Source organism: Rhizobium sp. BR 250 (assembly GCF_047445855.1).
In the GTDB taxonomy this organism is placed as follows: Bacteria; Pseudomonadota; Alphaproteobacteria; order Rhizobiales; family Rhizobiaceae; genus Agrobacterium; species Agrobacterium tumefaciens_I.
Genome location: NZ_JARWKW010000001.1, coordinates 156,673 through 171,565 on the forward strand (window position 1 = coordinate 156,673; position 14,893 = coordinate 171,565).

Consider the following 14,893-nt stretch of genomic DNA (forward strand, 5'->3'; position numbering starts at 1 on the left):
GTGCCACGCTTGCGCCAGAGTGCATCTTTATAAGATGCGGGGAGCTTCGGGGTTCATTTCTCCCCTTTGGTCTTTTTCTCCGGTGCAGGCGTAATGATGTGCGGCAGGCGCTTGTGTAAAGAAATAAGGGAAGCCACGGCCGGGGAACGATGTTTCCGGCGCAGTGCTCGAAAGTAAACCAACGGCTGTCTGAGCACCGCCGCCATGATGTGAAGGTTAGGAAAATGCAGGTTATCGAAACGCTCGCTGAAGGGCTGAAGCGCGAACTCAAAATCGTTATCCCGGCTGCCGACATGAAGGCCCGTCTGGATGAGCGCCTGGTTGACGCCAAGGACAAGGTTCGCATCAACGGTTTCCGTCCCGGCAAGGTGCCGATGGGCCATCTGAAGAAGATGTACGGCAAGTCCATCATGGCTGACCTCGTCAACGAGCTGGTTCGTGAAAAGCCTTCCGAAATCCTTTCCAGCCGCGGCGAGAAGTCTGCTACCCAGCCGGCGATCTCCATGACCGAAGACGAGCAGGAAGCCGAAAAGATCCTGTCGGCCGAATCCGATTTCGAATTCACCGTTGCTTACGAAATCATCCCGGCCATCGAACTGAAGGCCAATGACGGCATCAAGGTTACCCGCGAAGTTGTTGAAGTCTCCGAAGACGAAATCAACGAGCAGATCCTCAAGATCGCTGAAAGCGCCCGCACCTACGAGACCAAGAAGGGCAAGGCTGCTGACGGCGACCGCGTCACCATGAACTATCTCGGCAAGGTTGACGGCGTTGCCTTCGACGGCGGCGCTGCTGAAGACGCAGAACTGGTTCTCGGTTCTGGCCGCTTCATCCCCGGCTTCGAAGACCAGCTCGTTGGCGTCAAGGCCGGCGACGAAAAGACCATCACCGTGACCTTCCCGGCCGACTACCCGGCTGCGAACCTCGCTGGCAAGGACGCCAACTTCGACATCACCGTCAAGGAAGTTGCCGCCGCTGCTGCCGTTGAAATCAACGACGAACTGGCCACCAAGCTCGGCCTCGAATCGGCTGAAAAGCTGAAGGAAATCGTCAAGGGCCAGATCGAAAGCCAGTACGGCAACGTCACCCGCCAGAAGGTCAAGCGTCAGATCCTCGACCAGCTCGACGAAATGTACAAGTTCGACACGCCGGCTGGCCTCGTTGACGCCGAGTTCGACAACATCTGGCGCCAGATCAACACCGATCTTGCCCAGTCCGGCAAGACCTTCGCTGACGAAGACACGACCGAAGAAGAAGCCCGCGAAGAATATCGCAAGCTTGCTGAACGCCGCGTCCGTCTCGGCCTCGTTCTCTCCGAAATCGGCGAAAAGGCCGGCGTTGAAGTGACCGAAGAAGAAATGCAGCGCGCGCTGTTCCAGCAGCTGCAGCAGTTCCCGGGCCAGCAGAAGGAAATCCTCGATTTCTTCCGCAACACCCCCGGCGCTTCCGCTTCGCTGCGCGCTCCGATCTTCGAAGAAAAGGTCATCGACAAGCTGCTCACGGAAATCTCGGTAACGGACAAGACCGTTTCCAAGGAAGAGCTGCTGGCTGACGACGGCGAAGAAGAAACGGAAACCAAGAAGAAGGCTCCGGCCAAGAAAAAGGCTGCTGCCAAGGCTGACGACGCCGCTGAAGGCGAAGAAGCCGCTCCGAAGAAGAAGGCTCCGGCCAAGAAGAAGGCCGCTGAAGGCGACGCCGAATAATCTTGTTCAGTGCAAGCTGATTGAACAAAAGGCCGCGGCGAAAGCTGCGGCCTTTTTTGTTTCGTCTGGGCGAGCCGTCCGTTCCGCTTTGCGCGGTGGCCAGCGGAGCCAAACAGCGCCGCTGGCCGATCTCGACTGTTAAAATCGCTCCCGGCTATCGCTTCTGGGATCATTATTCACCTGATGAGGCGCATAAAGATCGCCACGGGCTTTTCGCCGCCATGGTCGCGCGGGATTTTCACGATCGATGGTAATGTCTGCTATGGCGATAGCCGGTAAACCATTCATCGGGCATTGCGCTGCCCATCGGCCATCCGGTGCGGCGATTCCCGAGGGAGCAGCTGTGCTCTGAGCCGCCAGGGTGGAATAGCTGGCCCAATAGGTGTTGCTCACGGCATGCCCCAATATCTCGGCGGCAAATGCCGGGGCATTGGACGGGCCATCGCCTGCGGTGGAAAACAGCACGCAATCGACGTTCAGCTTCTCGTATTCCATGAATATTTCCGGGTAGTGCGCTTCCATTCCAAGCGCGCAACCGAAACGCACGCCATCAACTTCAAACGTCACCGGTACACTTCCCGGCGAATACATGAACGAGATTTTGGTGTTCGACAGCAGGCGCTCGTCGTAACGCGTTACAAGCTTCCCGCGATCGGAGATGACATACAGGCTGTTATACGGCCGGTGAGGCGGCGTAAGCTGATGAACGGACCCGACAATCGTCCAAAGCTTCAGCTTACGCGCCAGTTTTCGCGTCGCCTCCAACTCTTCGCGCAGAGTTTCCCATTCAAAGCGTGTCCAGTCGGAAGGGCCGATTTCCCGCGGGCCACTCTCCGACATTATCCGTTTATGAGGCCAGCATGTTGAGCCTTCGGGGAAATGTATGATGCGAGCACCAGCCTTATGAGCCTCGCTCATAAGATGGCGCATTTCCTGTCCGCAGGTCTTTAGGGCAGAGACGTCACGAGGATCGTTGAACAAGGATGTCTGTGCGACAGCCATCCGTATTGAGTTGCTCAAAGGAGCGTCCGGTATTCTACGAATATGCTGGAGAGCAGCTGTATAAGATTCGCCGGTTTTGGCGGCGCGAGCTCTTACGCGGCGTTTTAGATTGCCATTTTGCGTCATTGTCAGGCCTTTCAGGTCTCGGACGCAGTTCCCCAGCAACTCGCCCGAAACGATCGGACCCAAGACAGTTGCCCGAGACTATAGTCCCTTTGCCTCCGTTGAAGACCCTGCTGGGGAAGGTCGTGGAGGTTAGGCGCAGGCTACGCGGTGACAAATATCGGTTGGAAACCGCCGATTCGTCAAGCGGCCGAGGCACCGGGCCAAATGAAGCTTCCCGATCACAATGCAGTGCAGCATGATTTTTTGCTGCATCTGCTCTTGTTCATCTCCCGTTCATCTGGCACCCTGCGCAGCATGATTTGCCCCGGTCGCAGAATGCGGCCGCTCGGGCATTGTGCGCCGCTTTGATGTGGCGTCATCGCTGCCAAACCATTGGCCTTGAGCTTTTACCGTGCCTGCCGGGTTCTCCCCGCGCGCCCTTAATTTGCCAGGGGACAAATATGTCGCTCCGAACGGGTTCCGCCCTTTTATTATCGCTCTTCACTGCCGCCGGTGGCGCCCATGCGGATGAGGCCGGCTTGATCTGGAAGCCGGTCAAGAACTCCGACCGCTCCTATACGGCCCGCATCGGTGCGAAGCTGCCGGTCGATACGCCCATTCGGGCGGGGCTGGAAATGGGCATGAGTGCTTCGAAGGCGGGGCAGGTGGTGGATACGCCGGTGCGGGTGTGGGGCAATGTCACGCTGCTGGCCGAACAGCTGCCCGGCGTCTCGCTTGCGCGTGATGTCGGCGTCATCTTCAATGCCCTGACAGGCTCGAGCAGCGTTTCCATGACCTCGCAGCAGAAGCGCATTGTCACGCCGGAACTCGACATCGAGGCGAACCGTAATTTCACCGTGCGTTATGACGGCACGGCGCAGCAATGGAATGGGCTTGATGTATCGCAGTCGCTGCGGTTGTCCCGCGCCGAAACCGGCACGGCCTTTATCCTGACAGGGGCGAGCCGCAACAGCTTCAACGAGTTCAGCAGCGGCGTGGCGGTGGAGCAGAAGATCGGCGATCACCTGACCGTGCGGGGCACGCTCGATCAGGGATATGCGGATCATTTCCGGCCGGGGGTGAGTGCGCGGTATAGCATTCGGTGGTGAGGGACGGACTGTTAGCGCGGTGGTCGTCTCTGGATAAAGGGGAAGAAGCAGAGGAATGTCTTCTTCCGCCATGCCGGACTTGATCCGGCATCCAGCCACGGCGCGTCTGCGCCGTGAGGAAAGTCTTTTCAGCCCAAGGACTTGAGCCGGCCAGGCCCCGGATCAGGTCCGGGGTGACGAGGAGGGGAGGCTACGACCCTGCCAAAAGCGTTCGCATGGCATTTGTGGTCCCGCTGAATACGCCGCTTAATCCTTCTTGATCTCACCCATGCGGTTCCACGCATCCAGCCCGGCGATCTTGTAGGCCTCGGCGAGTGTCGGATAGTTGAAGGTATTCTCGACGAAATATTCCACCGTGCCCTTCAGGTTCAGCACCGCCTGGCCGATATGCACCAGTTCGGTGGCACCTTCGCCGACGATGTGGACGCCGAGCAGGCGACGGGTTTTCAGCGAGAAGATCATCTTCAGCAAGCCGCTGTCGAGGCCCATGATGTGGCCACGCGAGGTTTCGCGAAAATGGGCGATGCCGCATTCATAGGGAATGTTGCGTTCGATGACTTCTTCTTCCGTCAGGCCACAGGTGGAGATTTCCGGTACGGCATAGATGCCATAGGGGAAAAACTGCGGCGGTTCGCCGGCCGGTGCGCCGACGGCATGGCGGGCGGCGATGCGGCCCTGTTCCATGGAGGTGGAGGCAAGGCTCGGGAAACCGATGATATCGCCCGCGGCATAGATGTTCGGCACCGAGGTCTGGAAAGTCTCGGGGTCGACCTTCAGGCGGCCACGGCTGTCGGCCTCCAGCCCGCAGGCGGAAAGATTGAGCGTATCGGTGGCGCCGACGCGGCCGGCGGCGAAGAGCACGGTCTCGGCTTTCAGCACGCGGCCATTGCTGAGCGAAACGAGGCATTTGCCGCTTTCGTCGCGTTCCACCTTTTCCGCCTTCTGGCCGAAGATCAGCTTCATGTTGCGGTCGCGCAGCTGATAGGTGAAGTCCTCGACGATTTCCTTGTCGATGAATTCCAGCATCGTTTCGCGCGGCTCAACCACCGTCACCTGCGTGTCGAGCGCGCTGAAAATCGTGGCATATTCGATGCCGATGACGCCGGCCCCGACCACGACCATGGAGCGTGGCAGTTCCTTGATCTCGAGAATCTCGTCCGAATCAAGCACCGCCTCACCATCGAAGGGAATGTGCGGCGGCCGGTAGGGGCGCGTGCCGATGGTGAGCAGGATGGACGTGCCGGTGACGTTCATGATCTCGCCGTCGTTCTTCACCACCTTCATGGTGTTGGCGTCAACAAAGCTTGCCGTGCCGCGAATATGCTGCACGCGGTTGCGGGCGAACTGGTGCTCCAGCACCTCGACCTCATGATCCAGCGTGATGAGCAGGCGGCGGCGCAGGTCTTCCGCGTCGATCTCCTGCTTGACGCGATAGGAACGGCCATAAAAACCGCGCTCGCGCCAGCCGGTGAGGTTGAGCGCGGTTTCGCGCAGGGTCTTTGATGGGATGGTGCCGGTATGCACCGAAACGCCGCCGACGCGGCTGCCTTTCTCGATGACCAGAACCCTCTTTTCGAGCTTGGCGGCCTGAATGGCGGCCCGTCTTCCCGCCGGACCGCTGCCGACAACAATCAGATCGAACTGGTACATGAAAAACCCCGGAACAGAATGTATTTGGATACCGGATGTCGCACCCGGCATGGCGTCGCTGCGAAATGGTCGTGATGCCATTTTGACGACGGGGAGTGATTCCCCTTCAGCCTTGCCCGCTAGAGTGCAATGCAACAAACGCCTGCGTCAATCTGTAGCGTAAGAATCTGACGGATTCGTAACTGGGGGTGAAGTTTCGGGAGGTTGTCTGTTCACGGCGAACCGAGGTGCGTGCGGCTCACCCCCCTCTGCCCTGCCGGGCATCTCCCCCTCAAGGGGGGAGATCGATCTGCGGCAAGGTCTCGCCCATCTCGACGGTTGAGAATGAAGCGGTAGGAGAGCCTCCTGCCGATCTCCCCCCTTGAGGGGGAGATGCCCGGCAGGGCAGAGGGGGGTGAGCCGCACACACGTCCTGAAAAGGCCCCCAAAAACCCAACAGCTTCATCCCGCGCGGCGCCGCCGGGCGGGGGATGGATGGAGAACGTCGGGCGATTGCCCGGCTGCGCTTCAGTTGGGGTTGGTGTGGGTCGGATGCGTTGCGCAGCCGGGTCTTTCACCATGCCGTATCTCGCAAGGGCCGTGCACCGCGCCTTGCGAAATGGTCCTGTCGTCACGAACGTGCCACCGTCCCCATCAGAACCGTCCCTCGGTTTCCGCCACGTCTGGCGCCCACCCGGCAGGACTGGTGAGAGGATAACAGCGGTGAACCGGGCGGGGAAAAGCGGGGATGAGTTTTTCCGGCGTCAGTCTTCCTTGCGGGTGACGTGGCGGTGCAGGGCGGCGAGATCCTGCCGGAGTGCGGCCAGTTCGGCCAGCACCTTCACATCGATCTTTTCATGCAGTGAAAGCACTTCCAGCTCGGCCTTCAGGTTCACTTCATAGTCCTTGGCGGCCTCAAAACGGTCGCGGGCGGCCTGCCGGTTCTGCGACATCATGATGATCGGCGCCTGGATGGCCGCCAGCATGGAAAGCAGCAGGTTGAGGAAGATGAAGGGGTAGGGATCAAAGGCGCCGGTGGTCAGGATGATGGTATTAATCACGGCCCAGAAGATCAGGAAAAAACAGAATGCGAGGATAAAACCCCAGGAGCCGCCGACCCTGGCGATATTGTCGGCCAGCCTGTCGCCTAACGTGGCGCCGGCGGAAAATTCCGCGTTGGTATCGCGCGAAATCAGCTTTTTCTGGTGCGACAGTTCCAGAATGCGCCGCTCCACTTCGCCGATTTCGCGGGAGGAGCGTTTGAAATGCGAAACGATATAGTCGGAGATATCTGACACGGCGTGTCTCCGGTTCTGATGGGGCGATGCGGATGTTTCCCGAGATAAACCCGCATGGTGGCGGAATTCAAACGATTTCCACCACCATGCGGTTCAGCGCCCCCGCCGAAAAACATCACACGGAGGGCGTGCCCTCATGCAGCCAGTTGAAGCCGGGGAAGAAGCGTTCGCGGCCATATTGCTGGCCGAACATCATGTCGAACTGCAGCAGGCGGTAATCGCGCACCACGTCCGGAACGGCGTTCGGCGCGATTGACCAGTCGGGCAGGGCCTTGCCGTCGCTTGCCACCAGCATATGGCGGTCGATGACGGAAAATTCCTGCTGAACGTCACCCAGCGTGCCGGTATAGAAGGGATCGGAGAAACCGGCGGTCTTCAGCACATGGTAGGGCAGAAGCGCCGGGCTGATGGTGCCGATATTCCTGCGCACGCCCTTCTTCGATGACCAGACGACGAGCGGCGTCTCGTGCTCCTTCTTCATCACCTCCAGCGGCGCGCGGCGGCTGGCCACCATGCCCGGCATGTAACCGCTTTCCACGAAGGCCTGGCCGAGCGGCGGCAAGTGATCGCCGAAGAGGACGATGATGGTTTCCCGGTCGCGCTTTTTTGCCCAGCGCATCAATTTGGCGAGCGACTCGTCGGCTTCCGCTACGCCCTGAGAATAGGTGGCGAGCGCCTGCGAGGCCGAGGCGGAAAGGCTGCCTTCGATGCCGATGGTATTTTCGGCATACCGGGTTGCCTCGTAGGGGCCGTGCCCCTGCAGGGTGACAGCAAAGAGGAAGAGCGGGTTCTTCGCCGTGTCGGCGGTCGCCATGATCTCGTCCATCAGCGCATCGTCGGAGGCGAAGTTGCCGCGTTTTTCCATGGGTGGCAGCGTTTCTTCGGAGCGGAACTCCTCGAAGCCGAAGTTTTTATAGACCTGCTTGCGGTTCCAGAACCATTCCTGGAATGGATGCATGGCGATGGCGGAATATCCTTCGCCGCGGAAGAAGCTGGCGAGCGAGGGCACAGGGCGACGGATATATTGCTGATAAGGAATGCTGCCATAGGGCAGGAAGGCGTTGGAAAAGCCGGTCAGCGCCTCGAATTCCACATTGGCTGTCATGCCGCCGAATTCCGGCGAGAACACGTTGCCGGACTGCTTGGCGCGGATCGTCGGCATGGGATCGGCCGACAGTTCGACGTTTTCCAGCCGGGTCGGATCCCACAGCGATTCACTCATCAGCATGATGACATCGGGGTAATCGCCCTTGTTGGCGGCGAAGGAGGCAGGCTTCGAGGTAAGGTCGGCGATGCTGTTGTCGCCATAACCCTCGGGCGCCGAGACATTGGCCATGGGAATGTTGAAGGCGAAGGCCATCAGGAAGCCGTTATGGCGGTAATTTTYCTGCTGGTCCCACATCATGGGAATGATGTTGAGGCGATCGCGCACCCAGGAATAATGCGAATAATCCATCAACGAGGCGAGACCGGCAAGAAGCGGTAGCGCCAGCACGAGGCCTGCCACGCGCTCGCGCCAGCTCAAGCCTGGCGAATGGCGGCGCGCCAGCAGCCACAGCGCCACAAGTGCGGCGATGGCGGCACAGATGCCGAGGCCCACCAGCACCGCCGTCAGGGGCTGGGCCTTCAGCATGGTGGGCAGAAGCTCGAGGATCTGCCGGCCGAACAGCAAGTCGGAGGGATAAAGCGGATCGGAGAGGTAGGTCTGTTTCTGCGCCGAAATCAGCCCCGTCAGCGCGCAGAGCGGAGTGACGGCAATCAGAGACAGGTAACGCCGGCCAAGCAGCGCGTCCAGCGCCAGAAGAAGGGCGAGCACGGCGGCGATGGTGGTCACGCCCGGGCGGGCGGACGAGGTGAGGAAAGCGCCGACATCATGGAGCGAACCGCGTGCGATCCACTCCAACGCCACGACGAGCACGATGGATGCGACCGTCAGATTGGCAAGCGTATAGGCCGCGCCCGAAAGCTTCGAAAGGCTCCTAAGTCCCGCAGGCGAAAAGACGAAACCAGCCTTTTCGGAAGCCGTTGTTTTTGGCGCCGAATCTCTCAAACCTGTTACTCCGGTATTGCAGGCGGCAGCACCGATCCGGGGAGGTGAATCGGGCGTCGCAAAAGTGTCATGTAACTGTCACATAAGCGCGATGAATGCGACATGAACTTTGCGCAACCTGGCGGGCGCGGCGATAACCTTCGTGTGAACGCGGATACCTGTTCGCGCAGCCGGGTTGCGGCATGCAATTGCCGCGTTGCGGAGCGGCCACGGGCGCGGTATTGAATGGGCATGAGCGACAGACACGATATCAAGAACCATCTCCGGATTGCCGTCGGGCAGTTCAATCCGACTGTTGGCGACGTGGCGGGCAACCTCGCCAGGGCGCGTGAGGCGCGGGCCGATGCGGCGACGCAGGGCGCCGATCTTCTGCTTCTGACCGAGCTGTTCATATCCGGCTATCCGCCTGAGGATCTGGTGCTGAAGCCGGCTTTCCTGAAGGCTTGCCTCAAGGCTGTCGAGGAACTGGCGGCCGAAACCGCCGATGGCGGGCCGGGCGTGGTTATCGGTTTCCCGCGTCAGGGCGAGACGGGCCGGCACAATTCGGTGGCGCTTCTGGATGGCGGCAAGATCATCGCGTTGCGCGACAAGATCGACCTGCCGAATTACGGCGAGTTCGACGAAAAGCGTGTTTTCTCCGAAGGGTCGATTTCCGGGCCCTATAATTTCCGCGGTGTCAGGATCGGCATTCCGATTTGCGAGGAAATCTGGAACGATATGGGCGTGTGCGAGACGCTCGCCGAAAGCGGGGCGGAAATCCTGCTGGTGCCGAATGGCTCGCCCTATTATCGCGGCAAGCTGGATGTGCGCCATCAGGTGGCGCTCCGGCAGGTGATCGAAAGCGGCCTGCCGCTCGTTTTCGCCAACCAGCTGGGCGGGCAGGACGAGCTGGTGTTCGACGGCGCAAGCTTCGGCTTTAATGCCGACAAGACGCTTGCCTTCCAGATGAGCCAGTTCGAGGCCACGCTTGCCGTTACCGACTGGAAACGCACCGCGGATGGCTGGCATTGCGAAAGCGGGCCTTTCTCGAAAATTCCGGAAGGTGAGGAGGCGGATTACCGCGCCTGCATGCTGGGCTTTAGGGATTACGTCAACAAGAACGGTTTCAAGAGCGTGGTTCTCGGCCTTTCCGGCGGCATCGATTCGGCGATCTGTGCCGCATTGGCGGTCGACGCGCTGGGCGAGGAGCGGGTGCGCTGCATCATGCTGCCCTACCGCTACACCTCGGAAGAATCGCTGAAGGATGCGGCCGATTGCGCAAAGGCGCTTGGCTGCCGTTATGACATCGTGCCGATTGCCGAGCCGGTGGAAGGTTTTCTCTCGGCGCTTTCCGATCTCTTCGAGGGAACGGAAGAGGGCATTACCGAAGAAAACCTGCAGAGCCGCACACGTGGCACCATCCTCATGGCTGTCTCGAACAAATTCGGCTCGATGGTGGTGACGACCGGCAACAAGTCGGAAATGTCGGTGGGTTATGCGACGCTTTACGGCGACATGAATGGCGGTTTCAACCCCATCAAGGACCTCTACAAGATGCAGGTCTATGCCATTTCCAGCTGGCGCAACGCCCATGTGCCGCCGGGGGCGCTCGGCCCTTCCGGCGAGGTGATCCCCGCCAACATCATCGCCAAGGCGCCGTCGGCCGAATTGCGTCCCAACCAGACCGATCAGGATTCGCTGCCGCCCTATCCGGTGCTGGACGATATTCTGGAATGCCTTGTCGAGAAGGAAATGTCGGTCGAGGAAATTCTGGCACGCGGCCATGATGTGGCAACGGTGCACCGGGTGGAGCATCTGCTTTATCTGGCCGAATACAAACGCCGGCAATCGGCCCCGGGTGTGAAGATCACCAAGAAGAACTTTGGGCGGGACCGGCGTTATCCGATTACCAACCGGTTCCGGGATCGGTGATCGCGGGTAGGTTCGGCGGGCGCTCGGTTCACAATAAGCCTTCGTGTTTAAACGGACGGCGCGGAGAAAACCCCGCGCCGCCCGCTCATCTCAAATGACCTGCCCCACATCGATACGGTTGCCATCAGGGTCTTCAAACACAAAGGCCCTCAGGCCATAGTCCTTGTCCTGCAGCCCTTTGATGATACGCAGCCCATGGCTCTTGCAAATCGCATGCAGCGCATTGACATCGCTCACCAGCATATGCGCCACGTTGAAGGGGGCTGCCTTATGCGTCGGCTGCAATGTCAGGTGCAGTTCGGCATTGCCCTGTTTCAGGATCATGAAACCGACGGGATTGCCGTTTTCGAAGGTCTTTTCGAAACCAAGCACACCGACATAAAAATCATGGGCCTTTTCGATATTCCTGACAGGAAGCATTGCGGCGATCCGCCCGAAGCGGATGCCGTGATCGGCGATGGTATTCATCGCGGAACCTCGGGTCTGGGAGAAACGGCAAGCGGTGCGGACGGTGCCGGGGCGCTGGCGTTTTTTCCGGTTTGAATTTGCAGGACGGTGCCTGCCGCCCTAGGATCATAGCCACGGCGGCGGCGGATGCAAATGGAATGTCTGCGCCGTTCCGGTCGGAACATTGACAAGCCCGGGAGGCAGAATGCGCAGCTCCATCGAAATCTTCAACATCCGCACCGGCAAGATGCGGGTGGTGTGGCAGACAGCTGAGCTGTTTGAGGCGCCGAACTGGTCACCGGATGGCAAATATCTGCTGCTGAACAGCGAAGGGCTGCTTTATCGGCTGTCCCTTGCCGGTGATGTTTCGCCGGAAAAGGTCGATACCGGCTTTGCCACGCTCTGCAACAACGATCACGGTATTTCGCCCGACGGTTCGCTTTATGCCATTTCCGACAAGGTGGAATTCGGCAAAAGCGCCATCTATCTGCTGCCTTCGGCGGGCGGCGCGCCGCGATTGATGACGAAGAACCTTCCTTCCTACTGGCATGGCTGGTCTCCCAACGGGAAAGGTTTTGCCTATTGCGGCATTCGCGATCAGGTTTTCGATATTTATTCCATGGACATAGACAGCGGTGTTGAAACACGCCTTACCCATGGTGAAGGCCGCAATGACGGGCCGGATTATTCGCCGGATGGCGCGTGGATCTATTTCAATTCCAGCCGCACCGGGCTGATGCAGATCTGGCGGGTGCGGGTGGATGGCTCTGCCGTCGAGCGCATCACCGACAGCGCCTATGGCGACTGGTTTCCGCACCCGTCTCCGAAGGGTGACAAGGTGGTGTTCGTTTCTTATGACGGTGATGTCTTCGACCATCCGCGCGATCTTGATGTGCGGGTGCGGCTGATGGATATGGATGGCGGCAATGTCGAAACGCTGTTTGAGCTTTTTGGCGGGCAGGGCACGATGAACTCCCCCAACTGGTCACCGGATGGGGATGAGTTCGCTTATGTCAGATATTTCCCGGTGGGGTGATGCGATTCTGACGAGGTGGTGTACCCCCTCCCGTCATGCTGGACTTGGTCCGGTATCCAGCCAGCCCAAGTCATTGGGCTGAAAGGATGCCCTCCGCTGCGTGAGAGCCGCGTCGGCTGGATTCCGGCTCAAGGCCGGAATGACGGAGGTGAGGAGCACGGTCATATTGTCGCGCGGCCTTGGCGATACTTGCGTTCGCAAGCCTTTTTGCCCATAGCTTTACCAGTCAGGTGCCCGCCCTTGCGGCGGGAGAATCGGGAATCCGGTGAGAGACCGGAACGTGCCCAACGCTGTGAGGCGGATGCTCTTTTTCTCATGCCACTGAAGCAATTCGGGAAGGCGAAAAGGGGCGGATGAAGCTTAGTCAGAAGACCGGCCTGGCAGGATAGACCGAACCGCGCGGACGGCGGCAGGTTGCTGAAAAAGTGCGTCGTCGCTGCAAACCGGCATGGTTTCGGCACCGGCGCGCCCGCATTGTTGGGGATAAACGATGCCGACCGAACCGCCTCTAACCACGTCGCCTGACGTTAACCCATTTAGTCACGCACTTTCGCCCGTCCGCCCGTTTTCCGGGGAGGAGCGCGAGGCGATCTACCGCGCCATCGAGACGCGGCGCGATGTGCGCGACCAGTTCCTGCCGGACCCGCTGCCGGATGATCTCGTCGAGCGCCTCCTGAAGGCGGCGCATTCCGCACCTTCCGTCGGTTTCATGCAGCCATGGAACTTCACCCTCGTCACCGATGGCGCCGTGCGCCAGGCGGCATGGGTGGCCTTCAGCCGCGCCAATGAGGAGGCGGCGGCGATGTTTGCGGGGGAAAAGCAGGCGCTTTATCGCAGCCTGAAGCTCGAAGGCATCCGCAAGGCGCCGCTCAGCATCTGCGTCACCTGCGATCCCACGCGCGGTGGCAAGGTGGTGCTGGGCCGCACCCACAATCCGCGCACGGATGTCTATTCCACCGTCTGCGCCATCCAGAACCTCTGGCTCGCCGCCCGCGCCGAAGGCATCGGCGTCGGCTGGGTCAGCATCTTCCATGACAGCGATGTTCGCGCCATTCTCGATATCCCCGAGCATATCGAGATCGTCGCCTGGCTGTGCCTTGGGCGGGTCAATGAGCTCTATACCGAGCCGGAACTGGCGGTGAAGGGCTGGCGCCAGCGTGTGCCGCTGGAGGAACTGGTGTTTCGCAACCGCTGGGGCGGGCGGTAAGGGAGTTAGACGGTCTGTGAGTGACGTGGAGCCTTGCCGCTTGTTTCTTCTCCCCGCCGGGGAGAAGGTGGCCCGAAGGGTCGGATGAGGGGGCACGCTCTCCGAATATCTCGACCCTTGTCACCTCATCCCGCTGCCGCGGACTTCTCCCCGGCTGGGAGAAGAAGCAAGTGGTACCTGCCCGGATCCAAAACATATGTCACTGCTGCGGCTGAATGCCCTTCAATGCCGGGTTCTTCAGGTCGATCCGGCCCGTCTGGTCCGGCAGGAATTTCGGGCCGATAACGCGCACCTTGGCGTCGTTCGGATCATAGTCGCGCTCGGGCACGGGCTGTTCCGGTGGCTTGGCGGCCTGTTGCTGTTCGGCGGGTTTCTGCTGCTTGTCGCCACTCTTGTCACCTTGGGGTGATGGAATGGTGGTGATGCTGGAATAGGGCTTTTCGGATTCCGGCCGGGCGGCGTCTTCCTGCTTTTGCATGTCTTCGTGATAGGCCGCCATGTTGCAGGCGCAGCCGGGCGCTTTCGTTGAGGAATTGCGGTAGGCGAAGGCGGTCGGCAGGTCCTTGTAGGGTTTGCCGGTTTCGGCGGAGATCATGTCGGCGGTTTCCTGATCCGCCATGGAATGGAAATAAAGCTCCGTCTCGGTTCCCGGGCACATTTTCTGGCATTGTTCGGCCTGGGCGCGGAAATCGAGCGGTGAGGCATTGGAGGCGATCGGGAAGAACGAGCCGTCGCAGGTGCGCACGCACAGTGTGCGAAGCCCACCCTCGGCGGCGGCGTTGGGGTAGGGTGAAAGCCCCGCTTGTCCCGGTTCGTTGCCATTTTGCCGGAAGGCATCGGGATAACGCGTTACATCGGGCGCCGGCGGCAATTGCGCGTTCGTTTCCGGGGCGGGGCTGCAGCCATTGGCATCAAGGGCGGCGAGAATGCGCTGGCGTCTGATGTCGCCGTTGTCGCTGCGCGCGGTTGCCATGGCATCGTCGCGGTCGCGGATGATGGCGTCGCGTTCGCTCTCCGCCTCGGCGAGCGCATCGCCGATTTCAGCGCAGAGGCCGGCATTGGGATTGCCATAAACAGTGACGCTGCCTGACGAACAGCCATAACCGCGCAGATCGTTCCTGATCTTGCGGATCACGATGTTCTGGCGCGCGAGCGCATTGGCGTAGCGCCGCACCTCGGCCGTGTTGCCGACGACGCGCGGCGGCTCGCGCAACTGCGCATAAAGCGTATCGCAGACCTGATCCGCAAAAGCGGCGGCCGGGGCCATGAAAACAAGGGGAAGCAGGAGGCCGATGATGCGGCTGCGCCGGGTCAATTGTGCGATCCGTTCGATGTCCCCGGCCGGTGGCAGGGGCGTTATACTTCACGAAATCCGTGTTTCAGGAAGATAACATAA

At 60.2% G+C, this 14,893-nt stretch carries 11 protein-coding genes and 1 riboswitch; of the genes, 5 read left to right on the forward strand and 6 right to left on the reverse strand.

All coding sequences use genetic code 11. The features are described 5' to 3' along the window. Positions 1-224: 224 nt before the first annotated feature. Entirely contained in the window at positions 225-1,703 is a 1,479-nt protein-coding gene (gene tig / locus QD336_RS00815) for a trigger factor (protein ID WP_269341224.1), read from the forward strand. A 138-nt stretch (positions 1,704-1,841) separates the two neighbouring features. On the opposite strand, the gene QD336_RS00820 is transcribed toward tig, so the two are convergent. Further along, on the reverse strand, positions 1,842-2,621 hold the full coding sequence (locus QD336_RS00820) for a carbon-nitrogen hydrolase family protein (RefSeq protein WP_499169246.1): 780 nt from the start codon (positions 2,619-2,621) through the stop codon (positions 1,842-1,844). 650 nt (positions 2,622-3,271) lie between these two features. On the opposite strand from QD336_RS00820, the gene QD336_RS00825 reads away from it, so the two are divergent. After that, the gene (locus QD336_RS00825; protein ID WP_499168874.1) at positions 3,272-3,919 is read left to right on the forward strand and encodes a hypothetical protein; all 648 of its coding nucleotides are present in this window, start codon (positions 3,272-3,274) and stop codon (positions 3,917-3,919) included. Positions 3,920-4,165: 246 nt separating this feature from the next. On the opposite strand, the gene sthA is transcribed toward QD336_RS00825, so the two are convergent. The 3 genes from sthA to QD336_RS00840 form a co-directional block, all read right to left on the reverse strand. After that, entirely contained in the window at positions 4,166-5,569 is a 1,404-nt protein-coding gene (gene sthA / locus QD336_RS00830) for a Si-specific NAD(P)(+) transhydrogenase (RefSeq protein WP_499168876.1), read from the reverse strand. 743 nt (positions 5,570-6,312) lie between these two features. After that, positions 6,313-6,846: a DUF1003 domain-containing protein gene (locus QD336_RS00835; protein WP_269341227.1), complete on the reverse strand. Its 534-nt coding sequence runs from the start codon at positions 6,844-6,846 to the stop codon at positions 6,313-6,315. A 115-nt stretch (positions 6,847-6,961) separates the two neighbouring features. After that, positions 6,962-8,896, reverse strand: coding sequence for an LTA synthase family protein (locus tag QD336_RS00840; protein ID WP_499168878.1), 1,935 nt, complete (start codon positions 8,894-8,896; stop codon positions 6,962-6,964). A 231-nt stretch (positions 8,897-9,127) separates the two neighbouring features. On the opposite strand from QD336_RS00840, the gene QD336_RS00845 reads away from it, so the two are divergent. Further along, positions 9,128-10,807 (forward strand): NAD+ synthase, encoded by a 1,680-nt coding sequence (locus QD336_RS00845; RefSeq protein ID WP_269341229.1) that lies wholly within the window; start codon positions 9,128-9,130, stop codon positions 10,805-10,807. A 90-nt stretch (positions 10,808-10,897) separates the two neighbouring features. Here QD336_RS00845 and QD336_RS00850 read toward each other — a convergent pair whose 3' ends face one another. Next, the gene (locus tag QD336_RS00850) at positions 10,898-11,275 is read right to left on the reverse strand and encodes a glyoxalase superfamily protein (RefSeq protein WP_499168880.1); all 378 of its coding nucleotides are present in this window, start codon (positions 11,273-11,275) and stop codon (positions 10,898-10,900) included. A gap of 184 nt (positions 11,276-11,459) precedes the next feature. On the opposite strand from QD336_RS00850, the gene QD336_RS00855 reads away from it, so the two are divergent. Together QD336_RS00855 and bluB are read left to right on the forward strand one after the other, a co-directional pair. Then, a complete protein-coding gene (locus tag QD336_RS00855; protein ID WP_499168882.1) occupies positions 11,460-12,290 on the forward strand; it encodes a TolB family protein in 831 nt (276 codons plus the stop codon). A gap of 211 nt (positions 12,291-12,501) precedes the next feature. Continuing rightward, positions 12,502-12,685: riboswitch (cobalamin riboswitch) on the forward strand. Between the two features lie 95 nt (positions 12,686-12,780). Continuing rightward, positions 12,781-13,497 (forward strand): 5,6-dimethylbenzimidazole synthase, encoded by a 717-nt coding sequence (bluB, locus tag QD336_RS00860; RefSeq protein ID WP_269341232.1) that lies wholly within the window; start codon positions 12,781-12,783, stop codon positions 13,495-13,497. A 199-nt stretch (positions 13,498-13,696) separates the two neighbouring features. Here the strand turns inward: bluB and QD336_RS00865 are convergent, their stop codons facing one another. Then, on the reverse strand, positions 13,697-14,812 hold the full coding sequence (locus QD336_RS00865) for a DUF2865 domain-containing protein (protein ID WP_499168884.1): 1,116 nt from the start codon (positions 14,810-14,812) through the stop codon (positions 13,697-13,699). Positions 14,813-14,893 lie beyond the last annotated feature (81 nt).